The organism is Bacillus sp. E214 (assembly GCF_008087365.1).
Classification (GTDB): domain Bacteria; phylum Bacillota; class Bacilli; order Bacillales; family Pradoshiaceae; genus Pradoshia.
This window is the reverse complement of the sequence record NZ_VENN01000004.1, coordinates 153,789-179,694: the sequence shown is the minus strand read 5'-3', so window position 1 is coordinate 179,694 and position 25,906 is coordinate 153,789. Positions and strand designations below refer to the sequence as shown.

At 37.6% G+C, this 25,906-nt stretch carries 21 protein-coding genes and 1 other annotated feature; of the genes, 13 read left to right on the top strand and 8 right to left on the bottom strand.

The window, feature by feature from the left end:
• Positions 1–58 precede the first annotated feature (58 nt).
• Positions 59–1,057: a catabolite control protein A gene (ccpA, locus tag FHY47_RS14780; protein WP_066109047.1), complete on the top strand. Its 999-nt coding sequence runs from the start codon at positions 59–61 to the stop codon at positions 1,055–1,057.
• Between the two features lie 184 nt (positions 1,058–1,241).
• On the opposite strand, the gene FHY47_RS14775 is transcribed toward ccpA, so the two are convergent.
• Genes FHY47_RS14775 through FHY47_RS14765 form a run of 3 tightly spaced genes read right to left on the bottom strand, consistent with a single transcriptional unit; the run spans position 1,242 to position 3,695 of the window.
• Positions 1,242–2,390: an acetoin utilization protein AcuC gene (locus tag FHY47_RS14775; protein WP_066109044.1), complete on the bottom strand. Its 1,149-nt coding sequence runs from the start codon at positions 2,388–2,390 to the stop codon at positions 1,242–1,244.
• Positions 2,387–3,034, bottom strand: a complete 648-nt coding sequence (locus tag FHY47_RS14770; RefSeq protein WP_066109041.1) for an acetoin utilization AcuB family protein — start codon at positions 3,032–3,034, stop codon at positions 2,387–2,389. The genes FHY47_RS14775 and FHY47_RS14770 overlap by 4 nt, the downstream gene beginning before the upstream one ends.
• A gap of 28 nt (positions 3,035–3,062) precedes the next feature.
• Positions 3,063–3,695 carry a GNAT family N-acetyltransferase gene (locus FHY47_RS14765; protein ID WP_066109036.1) on the bottom strand — a complete coding sequence of 211 codons (633 nt, stop codon included), beginning with the start codon at positions 3,693–3,695 and terminating at the stop codon, positions 3,063–3,065.
• A 276-nt stretch (positions 3,696–3,971) separates the two neighbouring features.
• On the opposite strand from FHY47_RS14765, the gene acsA reads away from it, so the two are divergent.
• The 4 genes from acsA (at position 3,972) to FHY47_RS14745 (ending at position 7,508) form a co-directional block, all read left to right on the top strand.
• Positions 3,972–5,690 carry an acetate--CoA ligase gene (gene acsA, locus FHY47_RS14760; protein WP_066109033.1) on the top strand — a complete coding sequence of 573 codons (1,719 nt, stop codon included), beginning with the start codon at positions 3,972–3,974 and terminating at the stop codon, positions 5,688–5,690.
• 116 nt (positions 5,691–5,806) lie between these two features.
• Positions 5,807–6,292, top strand: a complete 486-nt coding sequence (locus FHY47_RS14755; protein ID WP_139892788.1) for a GNAT family N-acetyltransferase — start codon at positions 5,807–5,809, stop codon at positions 6,290–6,292.
• Positions 6,293–6,507: 215 nt separating this feature from the next.
• A complete protein-coding gene (locus FHY47_RS14750; RefSeq protein ID WP_148631021.1) occupies positions 6,508–7,050 on the top strand; it encodes a DUF3267 domain-containing protein in 543 nt (180 codons plus the stop codon).
• Positions 7,051–7,106: 56 nt separating this feature from the next.
• Positions 7,107–7,508: an NUDIX hydrolase gene (locus FHY47_RS14745; protein ID WP_148631019.1), complete on the top strand. Its 402-nt coding sequence runs from the start codon at positions 7,107–7,109 to the stop codon at positions 7,506–7,508.
• A gap of 115 nt (positions 7,509–7,623) precedes the next feature.
• Here FHY47_RS14745 and FHY47_RS14740 read toward each other — a convergent pair whose 3' ends face one another.
• A complete protein-coding gene (locus FHY47_RS14740; protein ID WP_148631017.1) occupies positions 7,624–10,551 on the bottom strand; it encodes a transglycosylase domain-containing protein in 2,928 nt (975 codons plus the stop codon).
• Between the two features lie 150 nt (positions 10,552–10,701).
• Positions 10,702–10,932: a binding site (T-box leader), on the top strand.
• A 64-nt stretch (positions 10,933–10,996) separates the two neighbouring features.
• Here FHY47_RS14740 and tyrS point away from each other — a divergent pair.
• Positions 10,997–12,259 (top strand): tyrosine--tRNA ligase, encoded by a 1,263-nt coding sequence (gene tyrS / locus FHY47_RS14735; RefSeq protein WP_139892790.1) that lies wholly within the window; start codon positions 10,997–10,999, stop codon positions 12,257–12,259.
• Between the two features lie 127 nt (positions 12,260–12,386).
• On the opposite strand, the gene FHY47_RS19460 is transcribed toward tyrS, so the two are convergent.
• Positions 12,387–13,481, bottom strand: a complete 1,095-nt coding sequence (locus FHY47_RS19460; protein ID WP_148631014.1) for a CAP domain-containing protein — start codon at positions 13,479–13,481, stop codon at positions 12,387–12,389.
• 770 nt (positions 13,482–14,251) lie between these two features.
• Positions 14,252–14,854, bottom strand: a complete 603-nt coding sequence (gene rpsD / locus FHY47_RS14725; RefSeq protein ID WP_066109019.1) for a 30S ribosomal protein S4 — start codon at positions 14,852–14,854, stop codon at positions 14,252–14,254.
• 418 nt (positions 14,855–15,272) lie between these two features.
• On the opposite strand from rpsD, the gene FHY47_RS14720 reads away from it, so the two are divergent.
• A complete protein-coding gene (locus tag FHY47_RS14720; RefSeq protein ID WP_148631044.1) occupies positions 15,273–17,144 on the top strand; it encodes a sensor domain-containing diguanylate cyclase in 1,872 nt (623 codons plus the stop codon).
• A gap of 42 nt (positions 17,145–17,186) precedes the next feature.
• On the opposite strand, the gene FHY47_RS14715 is transcribed toward FHY47_RS14720, so the two are convergent.
• Positions 17,187–17,666 (bottom strand): GAF domain-containing protein, encoded by a 480-nt coding sequence (locus FHY47_RS14715; RefSeq protein ID WP_066109018.1) that lies wholly within the window; start codon positions 17,664–17,666, stop codon positions 17,187–17,189.
• A gap of 352 nt (positions 17,667–18,018) precedes the next feature.
• Between FHY47_RS14715 and refZ the strand changes: the two genes are divergently transcribed.
• On the top strand, positions 18,019–18,651 hold the full coding sequence (gene refZ, locus FHY47_RS14710) for a forespore capture DNA-binding protein RefZ (RefSeq protein WP_066109013.1): 633 nt from the start codon (positions 18,019–18,021) through the stop codon (positions 18,649–18,651).
• Between the two features lie 15 nt (positions 18,652–18,666).
• Here the strand turns inward: refZ and hisJ are convergent, their stop codons facing one another.
• A complete protein-coding gene (hisJ, locus tag FHY47_RS14705) occupies positions 18,667–19,479 on the bottom strand; it encodes a histidinol-phosphatase HisJ (protein ID WP_139892792.1) in 813 nt (270 codons plus the stop codon).
• Between the two features lie 195 nt (positions 19,480–19,674).
• Here hisJ and ezrA point away from each other — a divergent pair, with 195 nt between their 5' ends.
• The 5 genes from ezrA (at position 19,675) to mbcS (ending at position 25,888) form a co-directional block, all read left to right on the top strand.
• Positions 19,675–21,369: a septation ring formation regulator EzrA gene (gene ezrA, locus FHY47_RS14700; protein ID WP_148631012.1), complete on the top strand. Its 1,695-nt coding sequence runs from the start codon at positions 19,675–19,677 to the stop codon at positions 21,367–21,369.
• 131 nt (positions 21,370–21,500) lie between these two features.
• The gene (locus FHY47_RS14695; protein WP_148631010.1) at positions 21,501–22,646 is read left to right on the top strand and encodes a cysteine desulfurase family protein; all 1,146 of its coding nucleotides are present in this window, start codon (positions 21,501–21,503) and stop codon (positions 22,644–22,646) included.
• Positions 22,646–23,848 carry a tRNA uracil 4-sulfurtransferase ThiI gene (gene thiI, locus FHY47_RS14690; protein ID WP_066109256.1) on the top strand — a complete coding sequence of 401 codons (1,203 nt, stop codon included), beginning with the start codon at positions 22,646–22,648 and terminating at the stop codon, positions 23,846–23,848. Before FHY47_RS14695 ends, thiI begins: the two co-directional genes overlap by 1 nt.
• A gap of 87 nt (positions 23,849–23,935) precedes the next feature.
• Entirely contained in the window at positions 23,936–24,136 is a 201-nt protein-coding gene (locus tag FHY47_RS14685) for an alpha/beta-type small acid-soluble spore protein (protein WP_066109002.1), read from the top strand.
• Between the two features lie 168 nt (positions 24,137–24,304).
• Complete coding sequence (gene mbcS, locus FHY47_RS14680) at positions 24,305–25,888, top strand: acyl-CoA synthetase MbcS (protein ID WP_148631007.1); 1,584 nt, start codon at positions 24,305–24,307, stop codon at positions 25,886–25,888.
• The last annotated feature ends 18 nt before the right edge of the window (positions 25,889–25,906 follow it).

Sequence of the window (25,906 nt, the reverse complement as noted above, 5' to 3'; positions counted from 1 at the left end):
ATGGTACTTAATTGAATACTATTAGGATTAGAATAGAGAAATTTGGGCGGTGTAAAAAATGAATATTACAATTTATGATGTAGCTCGTGAAGCAAATGTTTCCATGGCAACTGTATCACGTGTTGTCAATGGTAATCCAAACGTTAAACCGGCAACACGTAAAAAAGTAAATGAAGTAATTGAAAGACTTGGCTACAGACCGAATGCTGTGGCACGCGGATTAGCAAGTAAGAAAACAACAACAGTCGGAGTTATTATCCCAGATATCTCCAGTATCTTCTATGCTGAATTAGCAAGAGGGATTGAAGATATTGCCACCATGTATAAATATAATATTATTTTAAGTAACTCGGATTCAAATGAAGAAAAAGAAAGCCGACTAATCCAAACGATGCTTGGCAAACAAGTCGATGGACTTGTCTTTATGAGTTCAAATATTACGGATGAGCATATTGAAGAATTCAAGAAATCACCGGTTCCTGTTGTATTGGCAGGTACAATTGAAGATTCTGCTCAAATTCCATCTGTGAATATTGATTATGAACAAGCAGTGATGGATGCGATTAAATCTTTTGCTGATCGTGGACATAAGAATATTGCCATGGTATCAGGATCTTTTCAAAATGCAATTATAGAGAAAAAAATGGTGCCGGGATACCGAAAAGCATTGGAGGCAGCTAATATTCCTTATAATGAAGAATATCTAGTAGAAACAGATGCATCCTATGATGACGGAATCGAAGCCTTGAACCAGCTAATGGAATTGGATAATAAACCGACAGCTATTTTTGTATGTTCAGATGAGGCAGCTCTTGGTATCATTCATGCAGCACAAGATAAAGGTATCTCCATACCGGAGGATCTTGAAGTAATCAGTTCGGATAGCACGAGATTATCTTTAATGGTGCGACCTCGCCTAACGTCGGTTGTTCAGCCATTATATGATATTGGTGCTGTTTCCATGCGCTTGCTGACAAAGCTTATGAACAAAGAAGAGGTAGATGAATCCTCTGTAATTCTGCCGTACAGAATTGAAGAGAGAGATTCAACAAAATAAAAAATAAAAAAAGCTGAGCCATTTTGTGAATAGTTCTACAAATGGTTCAGCTTTTTATTTTAGTAAAACAGGTAGTATACATTATATCCAGTCCTCATCTTTTTAGTGTGTAACTTGGTGTCTGTGACCAGTTATATAAGAAATTTAAATAATCAGGTATTTGAAATTCAGCAGATTCATCGGGTTAGGATAGAATCGTGTATAATGCCTTTTCTAGAGTTTTTGCATTTTTTTCAGTAATCTCAGCCTTACGTGGGATGGGCTTGTACATATCAGGTGGATCTTCCCATGTAGTGGGTAATGTAACGGGTGCTAATGCTGACCAATGATTGACCCAATCAACAGGCAACTCACCTGAACAATTCGAATTATTAGTCATTTCTAGCCATATTAGGGACCAGGCACGCGGAACCACTCTCCAGATATCATATCCACCGCCACCAACTGCTATCCACTTACCTTGACAGTACTGGTGTGCAAGCTTATGGGCCAGTTTTGGGATGGATTGATAGATTGCAGTGGTAGCAGAAAGGTGCGTTAATGGATCATAGTAATGAGCGTCAGCGCCGTTTTGAGTTAAAATAACGTCTGGGCGAAAAAATTCTATGACAGATTTAAAGGATTTTTCATAGCACTCGAGCCATGATTCATCCTCCGTAAAGGCATCGAGGGGGATATTAAATGAATAACCATATCCTTTTCCATTTCCACGTTCAGTAATATTGCCAGTTCCAGGGAATAGGTAGCGACCTGTTTCGTGAATGGACAGTGTACAAACAGAAGGATCATCATAAAAAGTCCACTGAACACCATCTCCATGATGGGCATCCGTATCTACGTAGAGAACTCTGGCATTATATTTTTTTTGCATATATTTAATGGCAACAGAGCTGTCATTATAGATACAGAATCCGGAGGCTTTCCCTCTAAAGCCATGATGCAAACCACCGCCCAGGTTTATGGCATGCTGAGCACGCCCTTCCATTACTTCATCAACGGCAGTCAATGTTCCTCCCACAAGCCAGGCGCTTGCCTCATGCATTCCAGAGAAAATGGGGGTGTCTTCGGTCCCAATTCCATAATTTAATGCTTTATCCTGGTCAAGCTTTCCTTGTCCGGCTAATCTAATCGCACTGATGTAATCGGGATCATGCACCAGGCTTAATTCCTCATCTGTTGCCATTCGTGGTTTGATGCAGTCATCCTCTTTCAGGGCATTCATTTTATTTAATAAGTCTACTGTTATTTGCAGCCGTTTTTGGTTAAAAGGATGGTTATCATTAAATTTGTAGGAAAGTAAATCGGTTGAATAAACAAATGAGGCTTCCTTCATAGAGTGCTCTCCGGTATATCTGGCCATAATACCTCATATCCGGATGACCGTAGGCCCTGTACGATTTTCAGCGGGTTCATTGTTTGAATCCTTAGTACCAAGACTTTAAATGCCGGGTCTTCTTTATATGGATAAATGAAAATGCTATTTACATTGGAATTGTGGCCTTTGATGACTTCGGCTATTTCACTGAGCGTACCTGATTTATTAGTGACCTTCACCTCTATTTGGGATGCAGGCTGATTTGAGCCAGTAAGTTCTACATATGTATGCAGAAGATCTGTTTCAGTAATAATCCCGACTAATTTGTTGTCGCTGATCACAGGCATACAAGATATCTTTTGTTCATAGAATACAAATGCAATCTCTTCAACGAAATCAAGTGGGTGTGCTGTATAAATATCGGTAATCATGATATCGCTTATTGGCTTTAGAAGGTCTTCCTTATATTCATCAAGATGGAAGATAGATGGAGTTGCAGAGCGGATATCGACATCACATAACAGGCCGATTAACCGTTGTTCATCATCTACTATTGGTATATGCCTGATTTTTTTTTGTTTTACTAAATCAATTGCCTGCTGGAGTGTAGCATTTTTTTGAAGCGTAATAACATCCTTGATCATGATATCCTCAATAATCACAAGTAGCCCTCCTCAAAAATCAGTTCGTTCAATACATATATCGATTCATGAATCGTAATTGATCGAATTTTTGAATACTCTCTTTTTTAACGTTTTTCCCGATTCTGGCCATTAAACAATTGGCTGGATGGGAGCAAATTTCAGGGTCATCAGTGGCATACCATTCCAAGCCACCGGCACTCATCATTTTCTCCATCATTTTTCGATATTCCCATACATTTAATCCGCTGCCTTTTAAATCCCAATGCCAATAATATTCTGTGGTAATAATAATGTAATTTTCCATCCACTCATCCATCATAGCCACGCGGATCAAGTTTTTCCCGACCGCACATCCGCGATATTCACGGATTACTTCAATAGCACCCAATTCCAGTAAGTCATCCATTTTCCCTTCAGACCATCTTTCAAGAGGATCTGGGTATAAATAAGTGACATATCCGACAATGACATCGCCGGCCCTCGCAATAATAATTCGGCCTTCAGGAAGGCTGCTGATTTGAATTAAAGCCTTATGCTGCTTCTCAGGAACCCTAAAGGCAACGAGACCCTCATGAAATTCAAGATTTTCTAATTGATCTCGAGATACCGGGCCCTCGATAACTAACGGCCCACATGGGGTTTGCAATTCCTTCAAATTATACGTTTTTTTATGCTCCATCCATACACCACCCAGGTCACATTTTAAAGCTATTATACAGCACTTTAAATCCATAAATGCTTCATGATATGAACTTTTTAAGTCATATGTAGTGGAAATTAAGAAGCTTACTGGCATAATTATCTTAAACACTTAATGGGGATGTTATCTTAAAAACACTACAATTATAAAAATTGTAACATATTAGTGTAACTTATTAAATATTTTAAAAATTGAGATAAAATGGATTTTGTACTATACTATCAATATATTATCTTTGATCAGGGGGGAATAATTATGAAACTGGAAGCGCTTTCTGTTGTGCAAGGGGATTATAATTTAGCAAACTATGAGGAAATCTACAGATCATTTGACTGGAAGGATGTAGAGCAGGAATTCTCTTGGAATGAAACGGGTAAAGTGAATGCGGCATACGAATGTATTGACAGGCATACTGAAAATTTCAGGCGCAATAAGGTAGCATTATATTATAAGGACCCTAATCGCTATGAGAAGTATACATATAGTGATATGAAAGATTTATCGAATAAAGCAGGAAATGTTCTGAAGGAATATGGGAATGTAACAAAAGGTGACAGGGTATTTATTTTTATGCCGAGATCACCGGAATTGTATTTCACAGTGCTGGGTGCGATAAAATTGGGAGCTATTGTCGGCCCGTTATTTGAGGCATTTATGGAAGGGGCGGTTAAGGATCGATTGGAAGATAGTGAAGCCAGTGTAATCGTCACTACCCCTGAATTATTGTCTAGAATTCCTGCAGATGACCTCCCAGCATTGAAACATATTTTTGTAGTAGGAGATAATGTAGAGGAAACTGGTAAATATATAGATTTTAACAGCAAATATGAAAATGCATCTAAAAAATTAGATATAGAATGGGTAGATCGGGAAGACGGTCTGATTCTACATTATACTTCCGGTTCAACCGGTAAGCCAAAGGGTGTTCTGCATGCGCATAATTCAATGATTCAGCATCTGAAAACCGGACAATGGGTACTCGACCTAAAAGAAGAGGATGTATATTGGTGTACAGCGGATCCAGGCTGGGTCACAGGAACGTCTTATGGGATATTTGCTCCGTGGCTAAATGGAGCCTCTTCTGTGGTCACAGGTGGACGATTTAGCCCGGAAGCTTGGTATCAAACCATTGAAGATTTCCATGTAACCGTGTGGTACAGTGCCCCTACTGCATTCCGTATGCTGATGGGTGCAGGGGATGAGGTAGTAAAACAATTTGATTTATCCAGCCTTCGCCACTTACTAAGTGTAGGTGAACCTTTAAATCCTGAAGTTATTAAATGGGGACAAAAAGTATTCTCCAAACGTATCCATGATACATGGTGGATGACAGAGACCGGTGCACAACTAATCTGTAACTATCCAAGTATGGAGATTAAACCGGGTTCTATGGGTAAGCCAATTCCTGGAGTCGAGGCTGCCATCGTAGATGACCAAGGGAATGAAGTACCGCCTTATCGTATGGGCAATTTAGCAATTAAAAAAGGATGGCCATCCATGATGAGGCAAATCTGGAATAATCCACAAAAGTATGAATCCTATTTTATGCCATCAGGATGGTATGTTTCAGGCGATTCAGCTTATATGGATGAAGATGGGTACTTCTGGTTCCAGGGCAGAATTGATGATGTTATTATGACATCCGGAGAACGGGTAGGACCTTTTGAGGTTGAAAGCAAGCTGGTAGAACATCCGGCGGTTGCTGAAGCGGGTGTAATAGGCAAACCGGATCCTGTACGGGGTGAAATCATTAAAGCATTTATTGCCCTCAGGTCTGGATACGAGCCTTCGGATGAGCTGAAAGAGGATATCAGGCTATTTGTTAAACAAGGGCTTGCTGCACATGCTTCACCAAGAGAGATTGAGTTCAAGGATAAACTGCCGAAAACACGCAGTGGTAAAATTATGCGCAGGGTATTAAAAGCTTGGGAGCTTGAATTGCCAACAGGCGACTTATCAACGATGGAAGATTAAAACAGGGGTGTTTATAAGGTGATTTAACCCTTATAAACACCCCTTTTTTTGGTTTTTACAAAGGATATGAGCAAATGGAATACATATCATTCCATTTAGCAGGAAGAGTGGGGGAAATGAAGAATATTAACCTAATGAAGTTTCAAGAAACCGATTTTAAGGATTATTATAGTTTGGTAAGTAATGAGAAGGTTATGGCCCAAATAACAGAACGGGCTCTGCCTTTAGAGGAGGCAAGGTTGAACTATCAAAAGATATTGCAACGTAATAAGAAACATGAAAACTTTGGGACTTTTAAAATTTTTGATGCTTCCGTTCAGAGATTCATTGGACTCGGATCTTTAATTTTAAATGAAAAACTTACTGACGAAGCTGAAATTGGCTATATGATTCTACCTGAACATTGGGGGCAACGGTATGGGACAGATATTGCCGAAGTATTAATTGGAAAAGTGAGGAAATCGGAATTGAAGAAATTAGTGGCGATAATAGACCCTAATAATATTCCTTCGAGAAAAATATTAGCTAATCTTGGATTCAAATCTGAAAAGGTCTGTGCGATAGATGGGTTACCAGGGGAAATTATGAGTAAACTTTTATAAAAAATCATTTACCAATTACATAAGTTTTTTAATTTTAATAGGATAGTAAAAATAGATAAATTGATAATTGATTAGCCAGAAAAGAAATGGAGTGATGCCGATGAAACTATTGAACAAATTACCTAAATTTACATACGGAATTAACGAAGAATAACTGGATTCTTCTGAAAGAACCAAGGAATATAGTCAGTACAATTTTATTCTCTCTACCTTTTATGATTCTTGCAACACTCCTTTCTGGTGCAATTATGAATATCTTTTCAAGCTTTTCTTTTTACGATTTTGGACTGACACCTGATGGAATTAACATCACCATTAACGTAAGTATGAACATAGTTAATTTAGGTATGATTGTTTGTTTAGTCCTATTGGTAGTCATACACGAATTCATTCATTTGTTGTTCATACCCAATTTTATTAAATCAAAAAATACCTATATGGGATTCACATGGGTCGGCGCGTTTGTTATAACAGAAGATGAAATTCCTAAAGCTAGATATATCATCATTACACTTGCTCCTTTTATAATTATTTCAATCGTACTCCCTCTGTTATTAGGTGCATTGGGTATTTTAACCACACCAATAAAATTTTTAATACTATTAAATTCCATGTCATCCTCTGTTGATCTGCTTCTTTTTTTATTTATCCTTACACAGGTCCCAAGAAAAGCCTCTTTAAGAAGTAATGGGACAAATACATACTGGAAATGCATAGGAATTGTTGAGTTATTTTTATTAAATGATGAAGAAAAGTAACAAATCATTTTGCTATATAGAAATTAAAGATTGTAGTTTAAAAGGGGCTTGATAAAGTGAAAGAATGGTTTGGTTCTTCAGGTCTATGTATCAATGACAATGGTCAATTGTTAATGGTTCTGCAGGGGAAACCTGAAGAGAAAAAATTATGGTCTATTCCATCGGGCGGTAAAGAAGTAGATGAAAGTTTTGAACAGTGCTGTATTAGAGAGATGGAAGAAGAAACGGGATATTTAACAGAAATTGTTGAAGAAGTTAAGGTAAAAAGGGTAATATATGAAACACACAATATTACTGCTGAAGTTCGCTACTATATAGTGAGGATTGTGGGTGGTGAAAGAAATATTCGGGATCCGGACGGTCTTATTTATGATATTGCCTGGAAAGACCTTGAGGAATTAAAAACACTGAAGTTAACATATCCTGAGGACAGAGATTTTCTTATTCAATATATATGAAGGGATTCTAGTAATCCTATATATATCGGGGATTGCAAAAAATAGTTGATTGATAGATATAGAGAAAGGCTGTTCCGATAGTCGAGTGTGATGCCGACCTGGAACAGCCTCTTTTTTATTCCTCTGTATTTTCATCATGCTCTTGTTCTTCGGCATGAACTGGTTTTTCATCTTCTTTTGGATCTTTCTTCTCTTCTTTTGGATCTTTCTTCTCTTCTTTTGGATCTTTCTTCTCTTCTTTTGGATCTTTCTTCTCTTCTTTTTTATCTTCTGCCTTCTCTTTTTTTACTTCTTTAGGCTTAGGTTCCGGCTTAGGAACTGGTTTATATTCGATAATAGAGGATGGAGCAGATTCATTACCAGCTATATCCACTGCAGTAATGTAGTACTTTCCATTTCCATCTGTTTTATAGCTGAGTGTATTGTCAGCTTTGATACTGGCTACTTTAGCACCATTTCTATAAACACGATATCCAACTATGTCAAAGTCACCAGAAGATTTCCAGTTGATGACTTTCTCCTTTGAAGTAACTGCCGGTGCTCCAGGTACTTTCCCGTTATCATTCATTTTCGAAGCTCCGATAGCTGCCCCTTCAAATTCAGAGCCTTTTGGCGTAATAGATGATTTATCAATAAGGTATTTTGCTCCTGTAATGTTAGAAAAGTCGGCATTGATCACAAGACCGGTTTCTGTGAATTCCTCTGGAGTAGACCCCAGTGCCACATATTTCTTACCATTTATGAACACATATCTTTCGCTTGATGTTGCCAAATTGCCGTTCTCAGATGAAGGAAGATATTTGGCATTGAAATAATCGGATTTTGCGAGTCCTGCATCTATACATGATTTGGATGCCAGGGAACCGGTCAATGTGCAATAGGATCTGGATACAATTCCACCTGGCATTTGGTGTCGCTTCGAAGTCCCGACTAAGTTTGGTGCAACATCATAAGCTGAATTAATTAATTGTGCCCATAATGTTTGATTTCGCTGTGAATAACTCATTCCATATGTATCCACAGATGCATTTGAATCATATCCCATCCAAACTCCAAATGTGACATTTGGATTGGTCGCGACCATCCAGGCATCATGAAAGTTCTGGCTAGTGCCGGTTTTGCCGGCCCAGTCGGCTGAAAACTTCAATTTACTGTTTAAACCTGCTGCTGTTCCAGAGGTGATGACATCCCTCATCATATCAATTGTTAAATAAGCTGTTTGTGGACTGAATACATCCGTCTTCGCTTTTTTATGTTGGTAAATGGTCTTTCCATTAGAATCTACTATTTTTTCGATCATATAGCTATCTACGAATTGTCCACCATTTGCAAATGTTGCATAGGCATTCGTATTCTCTTCTACGGTTACGCCTCTGGCTAATGCACCCAAAGACGTGGAAAGGTTTGTATAATCTTGCTTTTCTAAAGAGGTGAAGCCCATTTTTTCAAGATATTTTACTGGGTTGCGATTTATAATTTCCGCATATTGAACCGCTGCCGGTATATTATAGGATCTCTTTAATGCTTCACGTGCAGAGGTTATACCGGTAATTCCGCCGCCAGCATAGTTTCCTGGACTCCAACCGCGAATGTTCACAGGTGCATTGACCAAAGTTTTGCCTGGATAGGAAACTCCGTACTCCATTGCTGGTGCATATACAAGTAGTGGCTTCATTGTTGAACCATTTGAACGTACAGCTGATGTAGCATGATTAAGCTGCTCCCGTTTAAAATCACGGCCTCCAACGAAGCTGAGTATTTTTCCGGTAGAGTTTTCAATTAGCATGGCGCCAACTTCAATTGGTTCATTCTCTATATAGGTTTCTCCTGTATCCGGATTCTTTTTCTCCACCTGGCGGGTACCCTGATAATAAGGGTAATTTTTAGTGACTTTTTGCATATTGTCATACATTTTTTTGTTTATGGTTGTATGAATTTGATAGCCATTTTGTCGGATGGCCTGATCAGCCAGAGTATAGTATTGCTTATATAGGTCATCGTCTTTTTCTAAATCCTTGCTTGAAAGCCCATCGTTCTTTGCCAATATTGGCATCATGATTTCAATTGCTCTTTTTTCTACTTCATATGTTAAGTATGGATACTTTTCAGTAGGATATGTTTGTTTCTTTGCAAGGTCTTTCTTAATATCATATTTTAATGCTTTATCATATTCTTCCTTTGTAATGGCATCGTTGGTATACATTCTTTTAAGAACTGTTTTCATACGATTGATACCTGGGGAAAGGTCCTCCTTCACTTCACCGGATTGTGTAAATGGTGTATAAAGGTATGGATTCTTTGGTAATCCCGCAATAAAGGCAGCCTGTGGCAGAGTTAAATCTTTGGCATCTACCCCGAAAATGCCATCCGCTGCAGCCTGGACACCGGCAATATTACGGCCGGAGGAATTTCTGCCAAACGGTGAGACATTCAGATAAGCTTCTAAAATCTCATCTTTTTTCATGAATTTTTCAAGGCGTAATGCCAGCAGGATTTCCTTCGCCTTACGATCAAAGGAAACCTCATTCGTTAAGATTTGTTGTTTTATTAATTGTTGTGTCAGTGTGCTTCCTCCTGATTGGACAGAAGAATTTGTCACTTCCTGAAGTAAAGCTCGAATGATGGCTTTTGGTACAACACCCTTATGCTCATAAAAATAGGAATCTTCTGTGGAAATTAATGCTGTCTTAACGTAATCCGAAACATTTTCCAGTTTCACTGCTTTACGTTCAAGATCAGAACGCATTTTCCCCATATATACATTGCTTGCAAAATAAATCTCAGATGTTTCTTCATAACTGGACACACTTGATTTAAGCTGTTCCTTGCTCCTGATTGGTTCGTCTTTTACCATAGATGCAAAGTAACCAGCTCCAACTCCGCCAGCAAAAGCAATCCCGATGACAGATACAATTAAGAAGATTAATAGATTATTCCAGATAACCTGATAGGAAATACGTGCTCTTCGCTGTACAACGGGTTTGTTTACAAAGTCCCACAATGGTGCAAGCCTTTCTTTAAGTTTTATAAAAATATCTTTCATTCATTCACTCCCCCAACAAATCACATACATTATAGCATAAGCAAGTGTTTCAGGTAGGTATAGTTTCTCTATATTAGCGAAACAATACAATTATTGGGTTTGACAAACAGTTTGTTATTATGGTAAAAAAAGCATAACCAATATTATATATTTGATGCGATAACAGGATTTCAGTAGTTAGTTCGCCAATGTTTAAGAGAGCCGGTGGGTGGTGTAAACCGGTACAAGCGAAATGATGAATTACCTCCTCGAGCAGCATTCGGGAATGCTTTATGTAAAGCTGTGTAGCGAATGCCGGAACCTTTCCGTTAAAAGGATAAGCGGCGAGACAGTTATACGTTTCGCAAGTTGGGTGGTACCGCGATAGTAATCGTCCCTTCATTTAGATGAAGGGGCGTTTTTTATTTTATTTTAATCTAATCTAAACAGTAAGAGGTGGAGAAGGATGAATATTTTAGATGATTTACGTTTTAGAGGTCTCGTGAATCAATTTACAGATGAAGAGGGATTGGAAAAATTATTACAGGAAGAAAGCGTGAAACTATATGCTGGCTTCGATCCGACTGCCGATAGCTTGCATATTGGTCACTTGTTACCTATTTTAATCCTGAAACGATTCCAGTTAGCAGGACATCAGCCAATCCCATTAGTCGGCGGAGCGACAGGTATGATAGGAGACCCAAGTGGTAAAAAAGCTGAGCGGACGTTAAATACAGAGGATGTTGTTCACCAATGGACTGCACGTATTAAAGATCAGCTTTCCCGTTTCCTCGACTTCGAAACTGGTGAGAATAAAGCAATCATGGCTAATAACTATGACTGGATTGGCAACATGAACTTAATTACGTTCCTTCGGGATATTGGGAAACATTTTGGACTCAACTACATGCTTGCTAAAGATTCTGTACAATCCCGTATTGAGTCTGGTATCTCGTTTACTGAATTCAGTTACATGATCATGCAATCTCTTGATTTCCTGAAGTTATACGAAACTCAAGGCTGCCGTTTACAAATCGGCGGAAGTGATCAATGGGGAAATATTACCGCAGGTCTGGAATTAATTCGTAAAACGAAGGAAGATGCAAAAGCCTTTGGTTTAACGGTTCCATTAGTTACAAAATCAGATGGAACTAAGTTTGGTAAAACAGAAGGCGGAGCGGTATGGTTAGATCGTGAAAAAACGTCTCCATATGAGTTCTACCAGTTCTGGATTAATACAGATGACCGTGATGTTATTAAATACATTAAATACTTTACATTCTTAAGCAAAGAAGAAATCGAAGCGCTTGAGAAAGAGGTTGCTGAAGCTCCGGAAAAACGGGCAGCTCAGAAGGCGCTTGCTGAGGAAGTAACGAAACTTGTTCATGGTAAAGAAGCTTTACAACAAGCAATCAATATTTCTAAAGCTTTATTCAGCGGTGATATTAAGCAATTATCTGTAGAAGAAATTCGCCAGGGCTTCAAGGATGTACCAAGCTTTGAAGTGGGCAGCAATGAGGAACTGCTCTTGGTAGATTTACTAGTAAATGCAAAAATTTCTCCTTCTAAACGTCAGGCGCGTGAGGATATCACAAATGGTGCGATCTACATCAACGGTGAAAGAGTCACAGACCTCGCTCATACGATGACAGAGGATGATAAGCTAGAAGGACAATTCACGGTAATTCGCCGCGGTAAAAAGAAATACACGCTTATTAAGTACGCATGATAGAAAGAAGAAAGGGCTGTCTCGGTTAGGCAGCCCTTTTAATGTATAGTAAGATATTTTTTCTTATTGTGCTTTATTATAAATGGTTGAAAGAAATAAAATTGAAATGAATATTAAGTATTTTTACTTACTGTTTTAAAAATAATTGTGTCCAATAATGTTTCCATGAACCACCTTCGGCATACCCAATTCCGATATGGGTATAACGTGCATCGAGAATATTCGCTTTGTGCCCTGGGCTATTCATCCAACTGTTCACTACAGATGCAGGAGTAATTTGTCCAGCTGCAATATTTTCACCAAGCATCGTGAAAGAAATATTGAATTTTTTTACCATTTCTCCCGGAGACCCGTATGTGGGGCTTGTATGATTGAAATAATTGTTATCACGCATATCTTTTGATTTAACTTCGGCAACTTTCGAAAGACTATTTAAATTTTTCAAAGGTGCTATATTTACTTTTGCGCGTTCTTGGTTAACCAATCGAAGAACCTCGGTTGCATAATTAGATGCTTTAGTTTCTTTAGTACCTACTTTAATAATTTGATTCACTGCTTTTTTTGTTACTTTAGACGATATTTTTTTTGTGCTAATTAGCTTTCCATTTTTAAACGTTTTCTTGTATATGATCGTTTGATTTCCGTTGCTTCCTTTTTGGACGACTTTCGTAGTGCCTTTTGCTAAAGTATTGTCATTTTGTTTAATTGTTTTATATTTTATTGCTGCTTTTGAAGTTGTTGTAACTGTCTTCGAATCTTTCACTTTAGATTTTAAAATCCATCCCGTTTTTCCACCGTACTTTGCTTTGGCATATTTATCGGAAGTAGTTGAATAAACAATTATTGTTGCCTCTTTGTTAATCGTTTTCAGCGTGCCGGAGTTATTTTTTGCTAGCTTTTTCAGGGTTGTTTTTTCAGTAGTGTACATTGTTTTATTTGTTACGGGAGCCTTGGATGTTAAATAATTTATTGATACCCATCCATTTTTTTTGTTAACTTTGACATATCCCCAGTTACCGCTCTTTTTAGTTACAATCAATTTTGTATTTTTCTTTACGGCCGTAATAATTTTTGACGATGATGATGCTTTCTCCCTCACATTTAAATTGTCTGCAGTTACGTACATCGTTTTGGAAGCAGCCTCAACCTGATTACTATTCGTTAAAAATAGTACAGTAAAACTTAAGAAAACAGTTAAAATTCCAGCAATATATTTTTTCATCTTAGTTGTTGGTATTCCTCATTAAAATTAAGAAGCCAACAAATTCCCCTCCTCTTTGTTAGTAATAATTTACACAATTAACTATATTATCACAATTTTTGATTAGTTTGTTAATAAAATATTAAATAAACTATTATATTTTTTCTGATTTTTATTTTTTTCATTTTTCATTTTCTCGCCTACTACAATATGTATAGATTGGTATAAGTATCAGTTACTCTAATAGTTGGGATAGTCTTGAAATGAAGGAGGTAACAAACCGTTATTCTACTGTACTGTCTAATAAGTGAATGATAAATTTGATCGACAATATAGTTCTTTTATAATACATCTGAAGAGGTGACTAATTTCTATTTGTAGATAAAGTTAGAGGGGATTTAATTTCCGATTTTTAGTGAGTTTGATGCTGGCTTTTACTTTAGGTGATTGAAAAGTATTCCAAAAGAAATTGATTTAATAGATATGTCCACAGTTATGTTAAGTACACCAAAACAGATCTTGTTAGGATGAAAAACCTAAGATCCGTTTTAGGTTTGGAGTCCCGTTTAATGGTGTTTACAGATGATGTCATGGTAAATTTTTAAGGTATTGCCTGGTCTTCGTTTTTCCAAAAACAAAGAGAGAATTAAGTGTCATTTGCTTCATAATTCCTATAAATAATATTTCGAGTCTGATTATAAGTTTAGTAATTATATATTTTCTACACAAATAAAAACCCTGGAAACAAGGTTTCCAGGGTTTTTGAATACGCTATTTACAAAGCGTATTAATTAACGAGAGTAGAACTCAACGATAAGAGCTTCGTTAATTTCAGCTGGTAATTCAGAACGCTCAGGTAAGCGAGTGAATGTACCTTCTAACTTGTCAGCATCGAAAGTTAGGTAGTCAGGTACGAAGTTGTTTACTTCCATAGCTTCCTTGATGATATCAAGGTTACGGGATTTTTCACGTACTCCGATTACTTGACCAGGAGCTAAACGGTAAGATGGGATGTCAACGCGACGTCCATCAACCAAGATGTGTCCGTGGTTTACAAGCTGACGAGCTTGACGACGAGTACGAGCTAAACCTAAACGGTAAACAATGTTATCAAGGCGAGAATCAAGAAGAATCATGAAGTTTTCACCTTGTTTACCAGGCATTTTAGCAGCACGATCGAACATTGTGCGGAATTGACGTTCGTTCACACCGTACATGTGACGAAGTTTTTGTTTTTCTTGCAATTGCAAACCGTATTCGGAAAGCTTTTTGCGTTGGTTAGGACCGTGTTGTCCTGGTGCGTAAGGACGCTTTTCTAATTCTTTACCTGTACCGCTTAGGGAAATTCCTAAACGACGGGATAGTTTCCAGCTTGGACCTGTATAACGAGCCATAAGAAGACTCCTCCTTGAATGTTTTTATTTTTGTAAAATAAAAACTGATGTTTACAAACATTACTGCCATTTCATTTTCATGTACCTTCGCCCTAGCAGCAGCGGGTTACAAGATACACCTCATGGTAGAGGAATGAAATGAACGAATAAAGATGTGAACATAAGCTGCGATATTTTACACAAAGAATATTGTATAATTTATTGTTATATAAGTCAAGGGATTCTCTTAAATGGAATCGTTACAATATGATGCTTCCTTCACAGGTTTAAATAAAAAATGTAATTATATTGAAAGAAAGTAATGATTATTTTAGCATATATTGGTAAAATGCAGGTATAAAGTATTATTTTTTTAAAAATCAATCTAAATTTATAAAAAATACGAAATAAAATATGACAACAGGTGTTGATTAATGTGATGGTAGATAATCAATTAAATCTGAGCTGGGAAACAAATTTAAAAAGTCTATTTGTTGAATGTATGATTAAAGATGATAATGAACTCTTTTTAGATAGATTTACAGATAAAATGGTCGACTTCTTATTGGAATTATTAAGGGTGGATGAGATTGCCTGTTATTATAATGATCCTTGGAAACAAAAGCTCTATCTGGAAAAAGCGGCTTCGAAAACAGAACTCCAAAATCAGTTTGCTAGCACCATTTCACTTGATGCTTTACTAAACTCCTCAATGAAAGATTTATGTACGGAAGCCTGTGTATCATTAACTGATACATTATACCCCTTGGGAATTCCTTTATATCATGAAGGAGAATTACTGGGACTATTTGTAGTTCTTTCTGAAAATAAAGAGTTGAAAAATGATAATAGAATTGATTTATCTGAATTGAGGACAGTGATAGGAGAATTACTGCACAAGGCAATTGCAATTTCAGAACGAAAAAAGGAAGAGAAACGATATAAACTATTGCAACGGATTACGACAGAGTTTCATTCCTCTATGAATATGCATTCCGTTTTGGCGGAGGTAATAGAAACCCTGCGTGAAGTATATCCGTCCTTTGTTTACTATTTGCTAATGTCTCAGGATAGCGATAACACATTAAATCTTCCAATTAAAAGTTTGGAAATGGATGGGGAAAATTTATCTGCCATGCAGGCATATGTTTCCGGTCGTGTTCAATTTGAGGATTCAATGGAAGTGAAAAATTCTGTGTTGTATGCGCCTTTATTAGGCAAGCAGGGTGTTTATGGGGTTTTACAAGTTATTGCACCTGAAGCAGTCATATTTCCTGATACGGAAATCGAATTCATCTCTCTCCTCGCGAATACGGCAGGCGGGGCACTGGAGAATGCCCAATTATATGAACAATCCAAACGCTTAATTGCGGATTTACGTCTGATTAATGAAACATCGCATCGTCTAAATTCTACCTTGAGGCTTAGTGAAACAGTTAGTTATATGAAGCAACAAATAAATAAATCATTCCTCGCAGACGAAGTAGGCTTTTTTATGATTAGGAATGGACAGACAAAACTTGTCCCGGGAAGTTCACCTTTTTTCACTGAAGAGACTTCTAAACACTACATCCAATATGTCAAAGGCAGCTTAGAGCAGGATCGGGAGGCTTTATATATTGGGGATATGGATTCGGATAAAGTCGGGCAGGATGGCCCTTATAAATCCCTTATGGCTTTCCCTATGATACATAGTGGAAAGATGGATGGTTTTTGTATTGTTCTTCATCGAGTACCGTATCATTTTACATTTGATATGTTTAAATTAATGCAGTCTCTTATTCATCATTCTTCGATGGCATTTGTGAACTCAATATTAAGAGAAGAGCTTGAAAAGATGGTCATAACTGATTATTTAACAGGTCTATATTCGAGAAATTATCTTGAAGGAAGAATGCTTGAACTGATAAATTCTGAAACTGAGGGAACGTTTATATTAATAGATATAGATAATTTCAAGCTGACAAATGATACATATGGGCACCAAAAGGGAGACGAGGTCCTTATTCAGGTAGCTGATTTAATTAAAAATAGTATTAGAGACACCGATATAGGTACAAGGTGGGGCGGGGAAGAACTGGCTATTTTCCTTCCAAAGGCACCGATAGAGGCTGGTAAAGCAGTTGCGGAAAGACTTGTTGAAAAAGTAAGAAAAGAAACAAATCCTCCGGTTACCATTTCTTGCGGTGTATCGTATTGGGAATCCAATCAGAAAAATAACAATACGATTAAAAACCTTTTCAAGCGGGCAGATGATGCCCTGTATACAGCTAAGCGATCAGGTAAAAATCAGGTGATTGTATCCTGTTAATACAAAAGGGCTAAGCTCATTTTTGGCTTAGCCTTTTGTTTTTTAAATTGATTGGACAAGTATATCAACAAATTGTTTTAATCCATGTTCATCTTCTTTGTCAAAACGATTCTTTGATGGACTGTCTATATCAAGTACACCAATCAGACGGCCATCCTTCAGAATCGGCAAAACGATTTCTGATTGAGTGGCAGCATCACAGGCGATGTGTCCAGGGAATTGATGTACGTCCATTACCCTGATTATTTCTCTTTTTTCTGCCGCTGTTCCGCATACTCCCTTGCCTAAAGGAATTCGAATGCAGGCTGGGAGACCTTGAAATGGTCCAAGTATCAGTTGCTCCTCTTCATATAGGTAGAATCCTACCCAGTTCACGTCGTCCAAAAATTGATTTAAAAGGGCAGAAGCATTGCTCAAATTGGCAATTAAATTTGTTTCACCATCTATTAGGGCTTCCAGCTGTTTGCTAACCATTTGATAGTTTTCTGGTTTCGTTTTTTTATATTTTCCGACTTGAAACATCATCATTCTCCTTTCATTGTTACCCTCAATAGAGAATAACCTCTAACCATAGTCAGTACTGTCTTTTTTGTCGAGAAGTTATAGAAGGATAAGTCTCTAAAAAGAAGAACTACTTCATGTATAAGAGAAAATACATGTGAACGCACAGCTTATGCTAGAACGGCTTTTATTCCTTTCAAATTAGCACGAAGACTTCACTTCTATTACGGTTCTGTGTAGGTCTTAGCGCAATATCCCCGATTGGTTCAACGAATACTCGGTGTTGGATGAAAGAACTCCCCGCCGAGCAAGGTTTCACTTTGTCATCTGACATTCCTAGAGAATGTTAATCATAAAGGGGGAAGATAAATTTATGGATAAACTATCGAATAAAAAAGATGATATTTTTGAAGCTGCTGTCTATTTATTCTATATGAAAGGTTATTCAGCAACTTCAATCAGAGATATCGCTGGCCGTGCCGGAGGTAATTCAGCAAATATAGCTTATCACTTTCAGCATAAGCAAGGTCTCCTTGAATATTGTTTTACAGATTTCTTCGAAGGCTATATAAGCGGTATTGAAAATATCGCTGAACAACTCCCACTCATTGGTCCGAAAGAATGTGTCTTAAAGTATACCAAATTTTGCTTGCATTATTACAGAGAAAAGTTCCTCTTAACACGTCTTGTATTAAGAGAAATATCAGTAGACTCAAGCCTGAACAGAGAAATCTATACAACCTATTTATCGAAAGAAAAATTTTATATTAATTTATTCCTTGATGCTGGTATGGATTGCGGTGAATTAAAAAAGATTAATCCATCTATGTTTGTCATGAAGCTAAAAGCATTACTGAATGAACCCTTTATTCAGGCCCAATACTTCAGTGAGGTTTGGCAATTATTTACGAACGAATTGTATTTTATAAACAAGTATCAGTTAGAGATTGAACGATTTCTTAATGACTGCTTATTTGAGGAGCGTGTTTGCCCTGTCCCCATCTGACTGGATGCTAAGCGATTATTCGTTTGTTAAGATTTTTGTTTTTAGTACATCTAATCCTCTTCCAAGATCTTCCGGATGGTGAGCGTCAGATCCATAACAGAGAGGGATCCCCATTTTTATGGCTGCCTGAATAAAGGGGATGGGAGGGTACGTCTCACCGCACAAGGGTTTAAAAAGGCCGGCCGTGTTTAAATCCAGTTCATACCCACGTTCTTTTATTAATGAAAGTATTGGTAGTAAATAGGATTCTAATGGGGCATTGCTTGGATACTTTTTCTGGAATTTTGTAATTAGAGAAATATGGCCTACCCGTTTGGGCTTAAATGTCCCCAAATCACTTATAATCGATTTTTGAAGGGTATGGTAATAAGCCTTATATAGTTGATCAACAGATTGGTATTGTTCTATCATATGACCGAATTCTGTTTCACTATAATCCAGGCAATACCAGTCGTTTTGATTCTTTAAAAAGTGAACCGACAGAATCGAGTCATCCAAATAAGGGCCAATTTCATTCAGGAATTCTGTTGTTTCCTGTTCCCAGCCATCTATATAATCCACTTCCAAACCAATATTAATAGCAACCTTCGCCTTATACTTCTCTTTACAACGCCTTATTTCCTCTATATATGTGAATAACTGATCCATTTGTATGGAACTATCCCGTGTTGGAGCCGGATCAATAAACCCTTTTGGTAAAGGAGCGTGTTCGGTAAAGGTGATTTCTTCGTACCCCAGCGCTATCGCTTTTTCAATATAAGCAAAAACGGGTTCATCTGTTCCGTGCGGACAATATGGGGTATGTACATGTCCGTCCTTAAATTTCATCGAGAAAGCCTCCTTTTCGACAAATATTTTAAATAAAATATATTTTCTGGACATTAAAAGAGGGCATTGAATAATTTTTTGTAGAAAAAGTAGATTTTATTAGTTAAAAATACTTTATACCATGTTATCATTAAATCATTGATATTGAACTTATTTATATATATTATCTGTCTCGTTTTGAATAGGAGGCTTCATATGGAGTATGTAATAGGGATATTGGTGATTATCTTTATTGCCTTTATTATTGGAATATTGGCAAGGAAGAAACACTACAAAGAAATAGATAGACTTGCAGAGAAAAAAATTGACATCATGAACAGGCCGATAGCAGAAGAATTAGCCAGGGTAAAAAGTTTGAATATGACTGGTCAAACAGAGAGAATGTTTGAAAGATGGCGTAACGAATGGGATACAATCCAAACGGATCGCCTTGCCGATGTTGAGACCCTGCTGTTTGATGCAGAAGAATATGCTGACAAGTACCGATTTAATAAATCAGTGCAGGTTCAAAAGAAGATTGAGCATATTATTGAAGAAATCGAAATTACACTTTCAGCGATGCTGCATGAATTAAATGAATTGGTGGGCAGCGAGGAGCAAAATAAAAAATTAGTTGAAGAGCTTTTATTAGCTTATCGTGAACAGAAGAAACGTTTATTGGCACACCGTCATTCATTTGGTGAAGCTGCGGGTAAATTGGAAGAGGAATTTGATAAGCTTGCTCTGGATTTTGACACATTCAATAACCAAACAGAATCAGGTGATTACTTAGAGGCTAGAGAGCAAGTACTGGGCATCCAGGCTAAATTGCAAAACCTGAAAGAAAAATTGGATTTGATTCCTGATTTAATTGGGCATTGCCAAATACATATACCGGGACTTTTGCATGAACTTAAAATGGGATATGCGGAAATGTGTGAGCAAGGATATCCGTTAAGTCATATGTTTTTTGAAAATGAAATTGAAAAAATGGAAGAAAATCTAGAAAAATATAAGGAATATATTGTTGACATAAACACCGAAGAAGCTGCAAAAGGAATCGAGGAATTAAACGAATCCATTCAATCCTATTATGATTTGTTGGAAAAAGAGGTTGTGGCACGTCAGTATGTTTTATCAGTTAAGGATTTGTATCAGCAAAAGCTAGATAAATCAATTGATCAGCTTGAGAGACTAGATGAAGAGACAGAATTGGTGAAACAAATCTATCAAATGCCGGAGAAGGAACTTGATGCACGTTCTAATCTTGATAAAACACTGATTACATTGAAATCAAAATGGGAAATGCTTAAAGAGAAAATATACGAAAGAGAGACAGCTTATACGGTATTAAAAGAGGACATCGTTGAGCTTGAATCCAAATTGGATGAACTGAAAGACTTACAAAAAGAATTTGAAGAGAAATTAAATACTCTGCGTAAGGATGAATTGGAATCAAGAGAAACGATAAGGAAGTTGCATCAAAGCATGACGGAATCCTTACGAATCATCAAAGGAAGCAATTTACCGGGTCTTCCAACTTCTTATGAATTAATGGTTATACAAGCAAAAGAAAGCATTGAAGAAGTAAAAGAGAAATTGGAAGAAAAACCATTGAATATGAATGCAGTCATGCACCATCTGGATATTGCAAGTGTTGCGGTTAGTCGTGTTCAGGAGGCTACTGTTGAATTGACTGAACAAGTAATGATGGCCGAGAAGGTTATTCAATACGGCAATCGATATAGAAGCAAATTCCCTTCAGTTGCTATTGCCCTGACCGAAGCAGAAAAGCAATTCCGCAATTATCAATACCAAGATGCTTTAGAGCATGCAGCTGAGGCAATTGAAAAAGTTGAACCGGGTTCGTTAAAAAAAATCCAAGAGTATCTTGAACATAGCAATGTATAGACCAGTCTGGACTTACCAGTCTGGTTTTTTTCTTTGTTTAATCCAGCATAAGATAGAGGCATAAGAGAAAATTACTTTATAAACAGGACAGGATATGCTACATTTTCTTATTGATAGGAAGGGGAAAAAGCATGATTTATTTAGATAATAGCGCGACAACAAAACCCTATAAGGAAGTGATTGATTCCTTCACAAAGGTTACTGCCGATTTCTGGGGGAATCCATCCTCTTTACATGGCTTCGGAGGGAAGTCAGAAAAACTGTTAGCACAGGCTAGAGAACAGGTCGCGGGTCTTCTGGGAGTAAAGGCTACAGAGATTATCTTTACTTCAGGAGGGTCTGAAAGCAATAATCTGGCCATAAAAGGAATAGCAGAAAATTATCGAAACAGAGGGAAGCATATTATTACCACCTCAATCGAGCATCCTTCCGTAAAAAGACCGTTTGAACAGCTAAAGGAACTTGGCTATGACGTAACCTACTTGCCTGTTAATCAAGATGGCAGAGTTGAAATTGAGCAAGTTAAGGAAGCAATCCGAGAAGATACAATATTGGTGTCAGTTATGCATGTTAATAACGAAGTGGGAACTGTACAACCAATTTATGAAATAGGACATTTTTTGAAGAGTTATCCTAAAATACATTTTCATGTAGATGGGGTTCAGGGCTTTGGTAAAGTCGAACTCTCTTTACGTGATGCTCATATCGATTTATATTCTTTATCAGGACATAAATTCCATGGATTAAAAGGCACCGGAATTCTATTTGCCAGAGAGGGAATTACACTTTCACCGTTAATTGCCGGGGGAAACCAAGAAAGAGGCATGCGCAGTGGGACGGAAAGCTTGGCTGGGGCCGTATCTTTGGCAAAAGCAATGAGATTGGCAATCGAAAAGAGCAGGGACGGCAGTAGAAGAATGAACGAGTACCGTACTCTGATACGTCAAGAGCTATCCAAAATGGAGAATGTTGTCATCAATTCACCTATAGAACATGCAGCTCCACATATTATTAATTTTTCAATTCCGGGACTTAAATCAGAAACATTCGTTCATACTTTGGGTGAGTTTGGAATCTATGTCTCAACAAACAGTGCTTGTTCATCAAAGAAAAAAACGGTTAGCCAAACACTTCTCGCTATGGGAAAAAATGAGCAAATAGCCGGCAGTTCCATACGAATAAGCTTAGATTATGATCATTCGAAGGAAGAAATAGAGCAGGCACTTAAGGAAATTGAAAGAGCAATCCAAATGTTAAGTGAGGTAAGAAAGAAATGATAAGATTTGATCATATCGTAATCCGCTATGGTGAGATTACATTGAAGAAAAGGAATCGTAAAGGCTTTATTGTTCAATTACGTAAAAATATAAAAAAAGCATTGTCAGATTATCCGGAGGTTCGTATTGAGGCGCAGCATGAGAGAATGTATGTTCACTTACAAGGTGCAGATTACAAGCCGATTATGGATATTCTCAAAAAAATATATGGCATTTCTTCGATAAGTCCGGCTTTAAAGGTTGATAAAGAAATCTCAGCCATTCAGGAATCAGCTTTGTTTTATATAAATCATTTAACAACAAAAATTCGTACGTTTAAAATTGATGCTAAGCGTGCTGATAAAACCTATCCCTATTCAACATATGATTTAAATGGCTTGGTAGGGGGATATTGCTTGCAGCATGTAGACGGTTTAACGGTCGATGTTCACAATCCAGATTTGAAATTGAGAGTCGAAGTACGCCAGGATGCTGCTTATATTACGGGTGAAAAAATTATTGGAGCTGGCGGATTGCCAATAGGAAGCAGCGGCTCAGCAATGCTCATGCTTTCTGGAGGGATTGATAGCCCGGTTGCGGGATATTTAACGATGAAAAGGGGAGTAGAGATTGAATGTGTACATTTCTACAGTCCTCCCTTCACAAGCGAACGCTCGAAACAAAAGGTAATTGATTTAGCGAATAAGCTGGCAGAAGTCAATGGACGTATGGTACTGCATGTTGTGCCATTTACCGAAATTCAAAAATTGATTCAAAAGCAAATACCTGATAACTACACAATGACAACCACACGCAGATTGATGCTGCGAATTACTGATGCAATCAGAGAAAAACAAAATGCGCTCGCGATTGTGACTGGTGAAAGTTTAGGCCAAGTAGCCAGCCAGACGATGGAAAGCATGTTTACAATTAATGAGGTTACAAATACACCAATTCTGAGGCCGCTTATAGCAATGGATAAAACAGATATTATTGAAATTGCAGAGAAAATTGATACTCATGAGATATCCATACGTCCTTTTGAGGATTGCTGTACGGTGTTTACACCAGCTAATCCCAAAACTAAGCCAAAAAGAGAAAAAGTCGGTCATTATGAGAGCTATGTCGATTTTGAACCTTTAATTAAAGAGGCATTGGATAAAACAGAAATGTTAGTTTTCACAGGTAAGGAGAAAGAATCGGAAACAGAGGATTTATTCTAAATTTATTTGTGAACAATTACCATTTTAAATCCGGAATGAAGATATGTGTTTTTACACACTCTATTATCACAAGGAGGTGAAAAACACATGTCAAATAACTCAAACAATCTTTTGGTACCAGGAGTTGAACAAGCTCTTGACCAAATGAAATATGAAATCGCTTCTGAGTTCGGTGTACAACTTGGAGCAGAAACAACTTCTCGTGCTAACGGTTCTGTTGGAGGAGAGATTACTAAGCGTCTTGTTCAAATGGCTGAACAACAATTGGGTGGAGGATTCTCCAGATAATTAAATAACATGGCTACAAGAAAGCGGATTTTTAGTCCGCTTTCTTTTTTTTGTATGTTGAAAGCCATTGTAAGAGCTAATCTTTTTCCACTCTCTTAATCCATTATTTGTAAAACAATGTATAATAGAGTTTGATTAACATTATTTGTTTTAAGGGAGGAGAAGGATATGAATCAACAGAACCTGATCGCACCAGAACAATATAATCTAGTCAGCGAGGTAGAAAATAACAGTAAGAACGAAACCAAAATCGCTTTGATTTGGGAAAATGAATACGGGGAAACACAAAAAATTACGTATGGAGAATTGATTAAAAGGGTGAATAGAGTTGGCAATATTTTGTTAGAGGAAGGGTTGAGGGAGGGGGATAAAATTCTCGTCATGATTCCTCGCTTTATTGAAGCGTATGTGATTTACTTAGCTGCTTTAAAAATAGGTACAGTGGTCATACCATGTTCTGAAATGCTTCGAGAAAAAGATCTTGTTTATCGAAGCAAGCATGCAGAAGCAAAAGCGGTAATTGTTCATAAGCCTCATACCTCTTTATTTACAGAAATTATATCGGAGTATTCACTGAAATCATTTGTTATAAATGGAAATGAAGATGGGTGGATTCAACTGGATGAACGAATGAAAGACGCTTCAGAAGAGTTACAAATGGTGAAAACCATGGGAGATGATATGGCCTTTTTATCCTATACTTCAGGTACAACAGGGCAACCAAAGGGAGTTGTCCACACTCATAGCTGGGCCTATGCACATCTCAGAACAGCTGCCTCAAACTGGTTATCAATAGGTGAAGATGATGTTGTATGGGCTACAGCCGGACCTGGATGGCAAAAGTGGATTTGGAGTCCCTTTTTATCTGTTCTTGGATCGGGAGCTACTGGGTTTGTATATCACGGAAAGTTTGAAGCAGAGAAATATTTAAAATTAATTGATCAGCATTCAATTACTGTTTTATGCTGTACCCCTACGGAATATCGATTGATGGCGAAGGTAGACAGCCTCGATCAATATAGCCTGGGAAGCCTACATAGTGCCGTTTCAGCAGGTGAGCCGCTTAATAGAGAAGTGATCGATACGTTTCAAAACTATTTTGGGGTCACCGTTCGTGATGGATACGGGCAAACAGAAAATACCCTTCTGGTCGGTATCATGAAGGGGATGGATGTGAAGCCGGGTTCCATGGGGAAACCAACCCCTGGAAATAACGTAGAAATTATTAATGAGGAGGGGCAGATTTGCCAACCTGGCGAAGTAGGCGATATAGCTGTCCACATTAAAACTCCCGCGTTGTTTAAAAATTACTATAAGGATCCGGAACGGACAGCAATGCAGTTTAGAGGCGATTTTTATATTACAGGAGATAAAGCTAAAAAAGATGAGGACGGGTATTTTTGGTTTGAAGGACGCGGTGACGATATTATTATCAGTTCGGGTTATACCATTGGGCCATTTGAAGTGGAGGATGCACTTGTTAAACATCCATATGTGAAGGAGTGCGCTGTAGTAGGGAGTCCGGATGAGGTAAGAGGGCAAATCGTAAAAGCGTTCGTAGTCTTACAAGATAGCGTTGATGCCAATGATCCTCAATTGGTGCAAACCTTGCAGAACCATGTTAAAGAGCTTACAGCCCCTTATAAATATCCAAGAAAAATTACTTTTGTGGAAGATTTGCCGAAAACAATCAGCGGCAAAATAATGCGTGTCGAATTAAGAAATAAGGAGAAAGAAGTATATAAGGCGTAAACAAAATCCTCTTTCGTC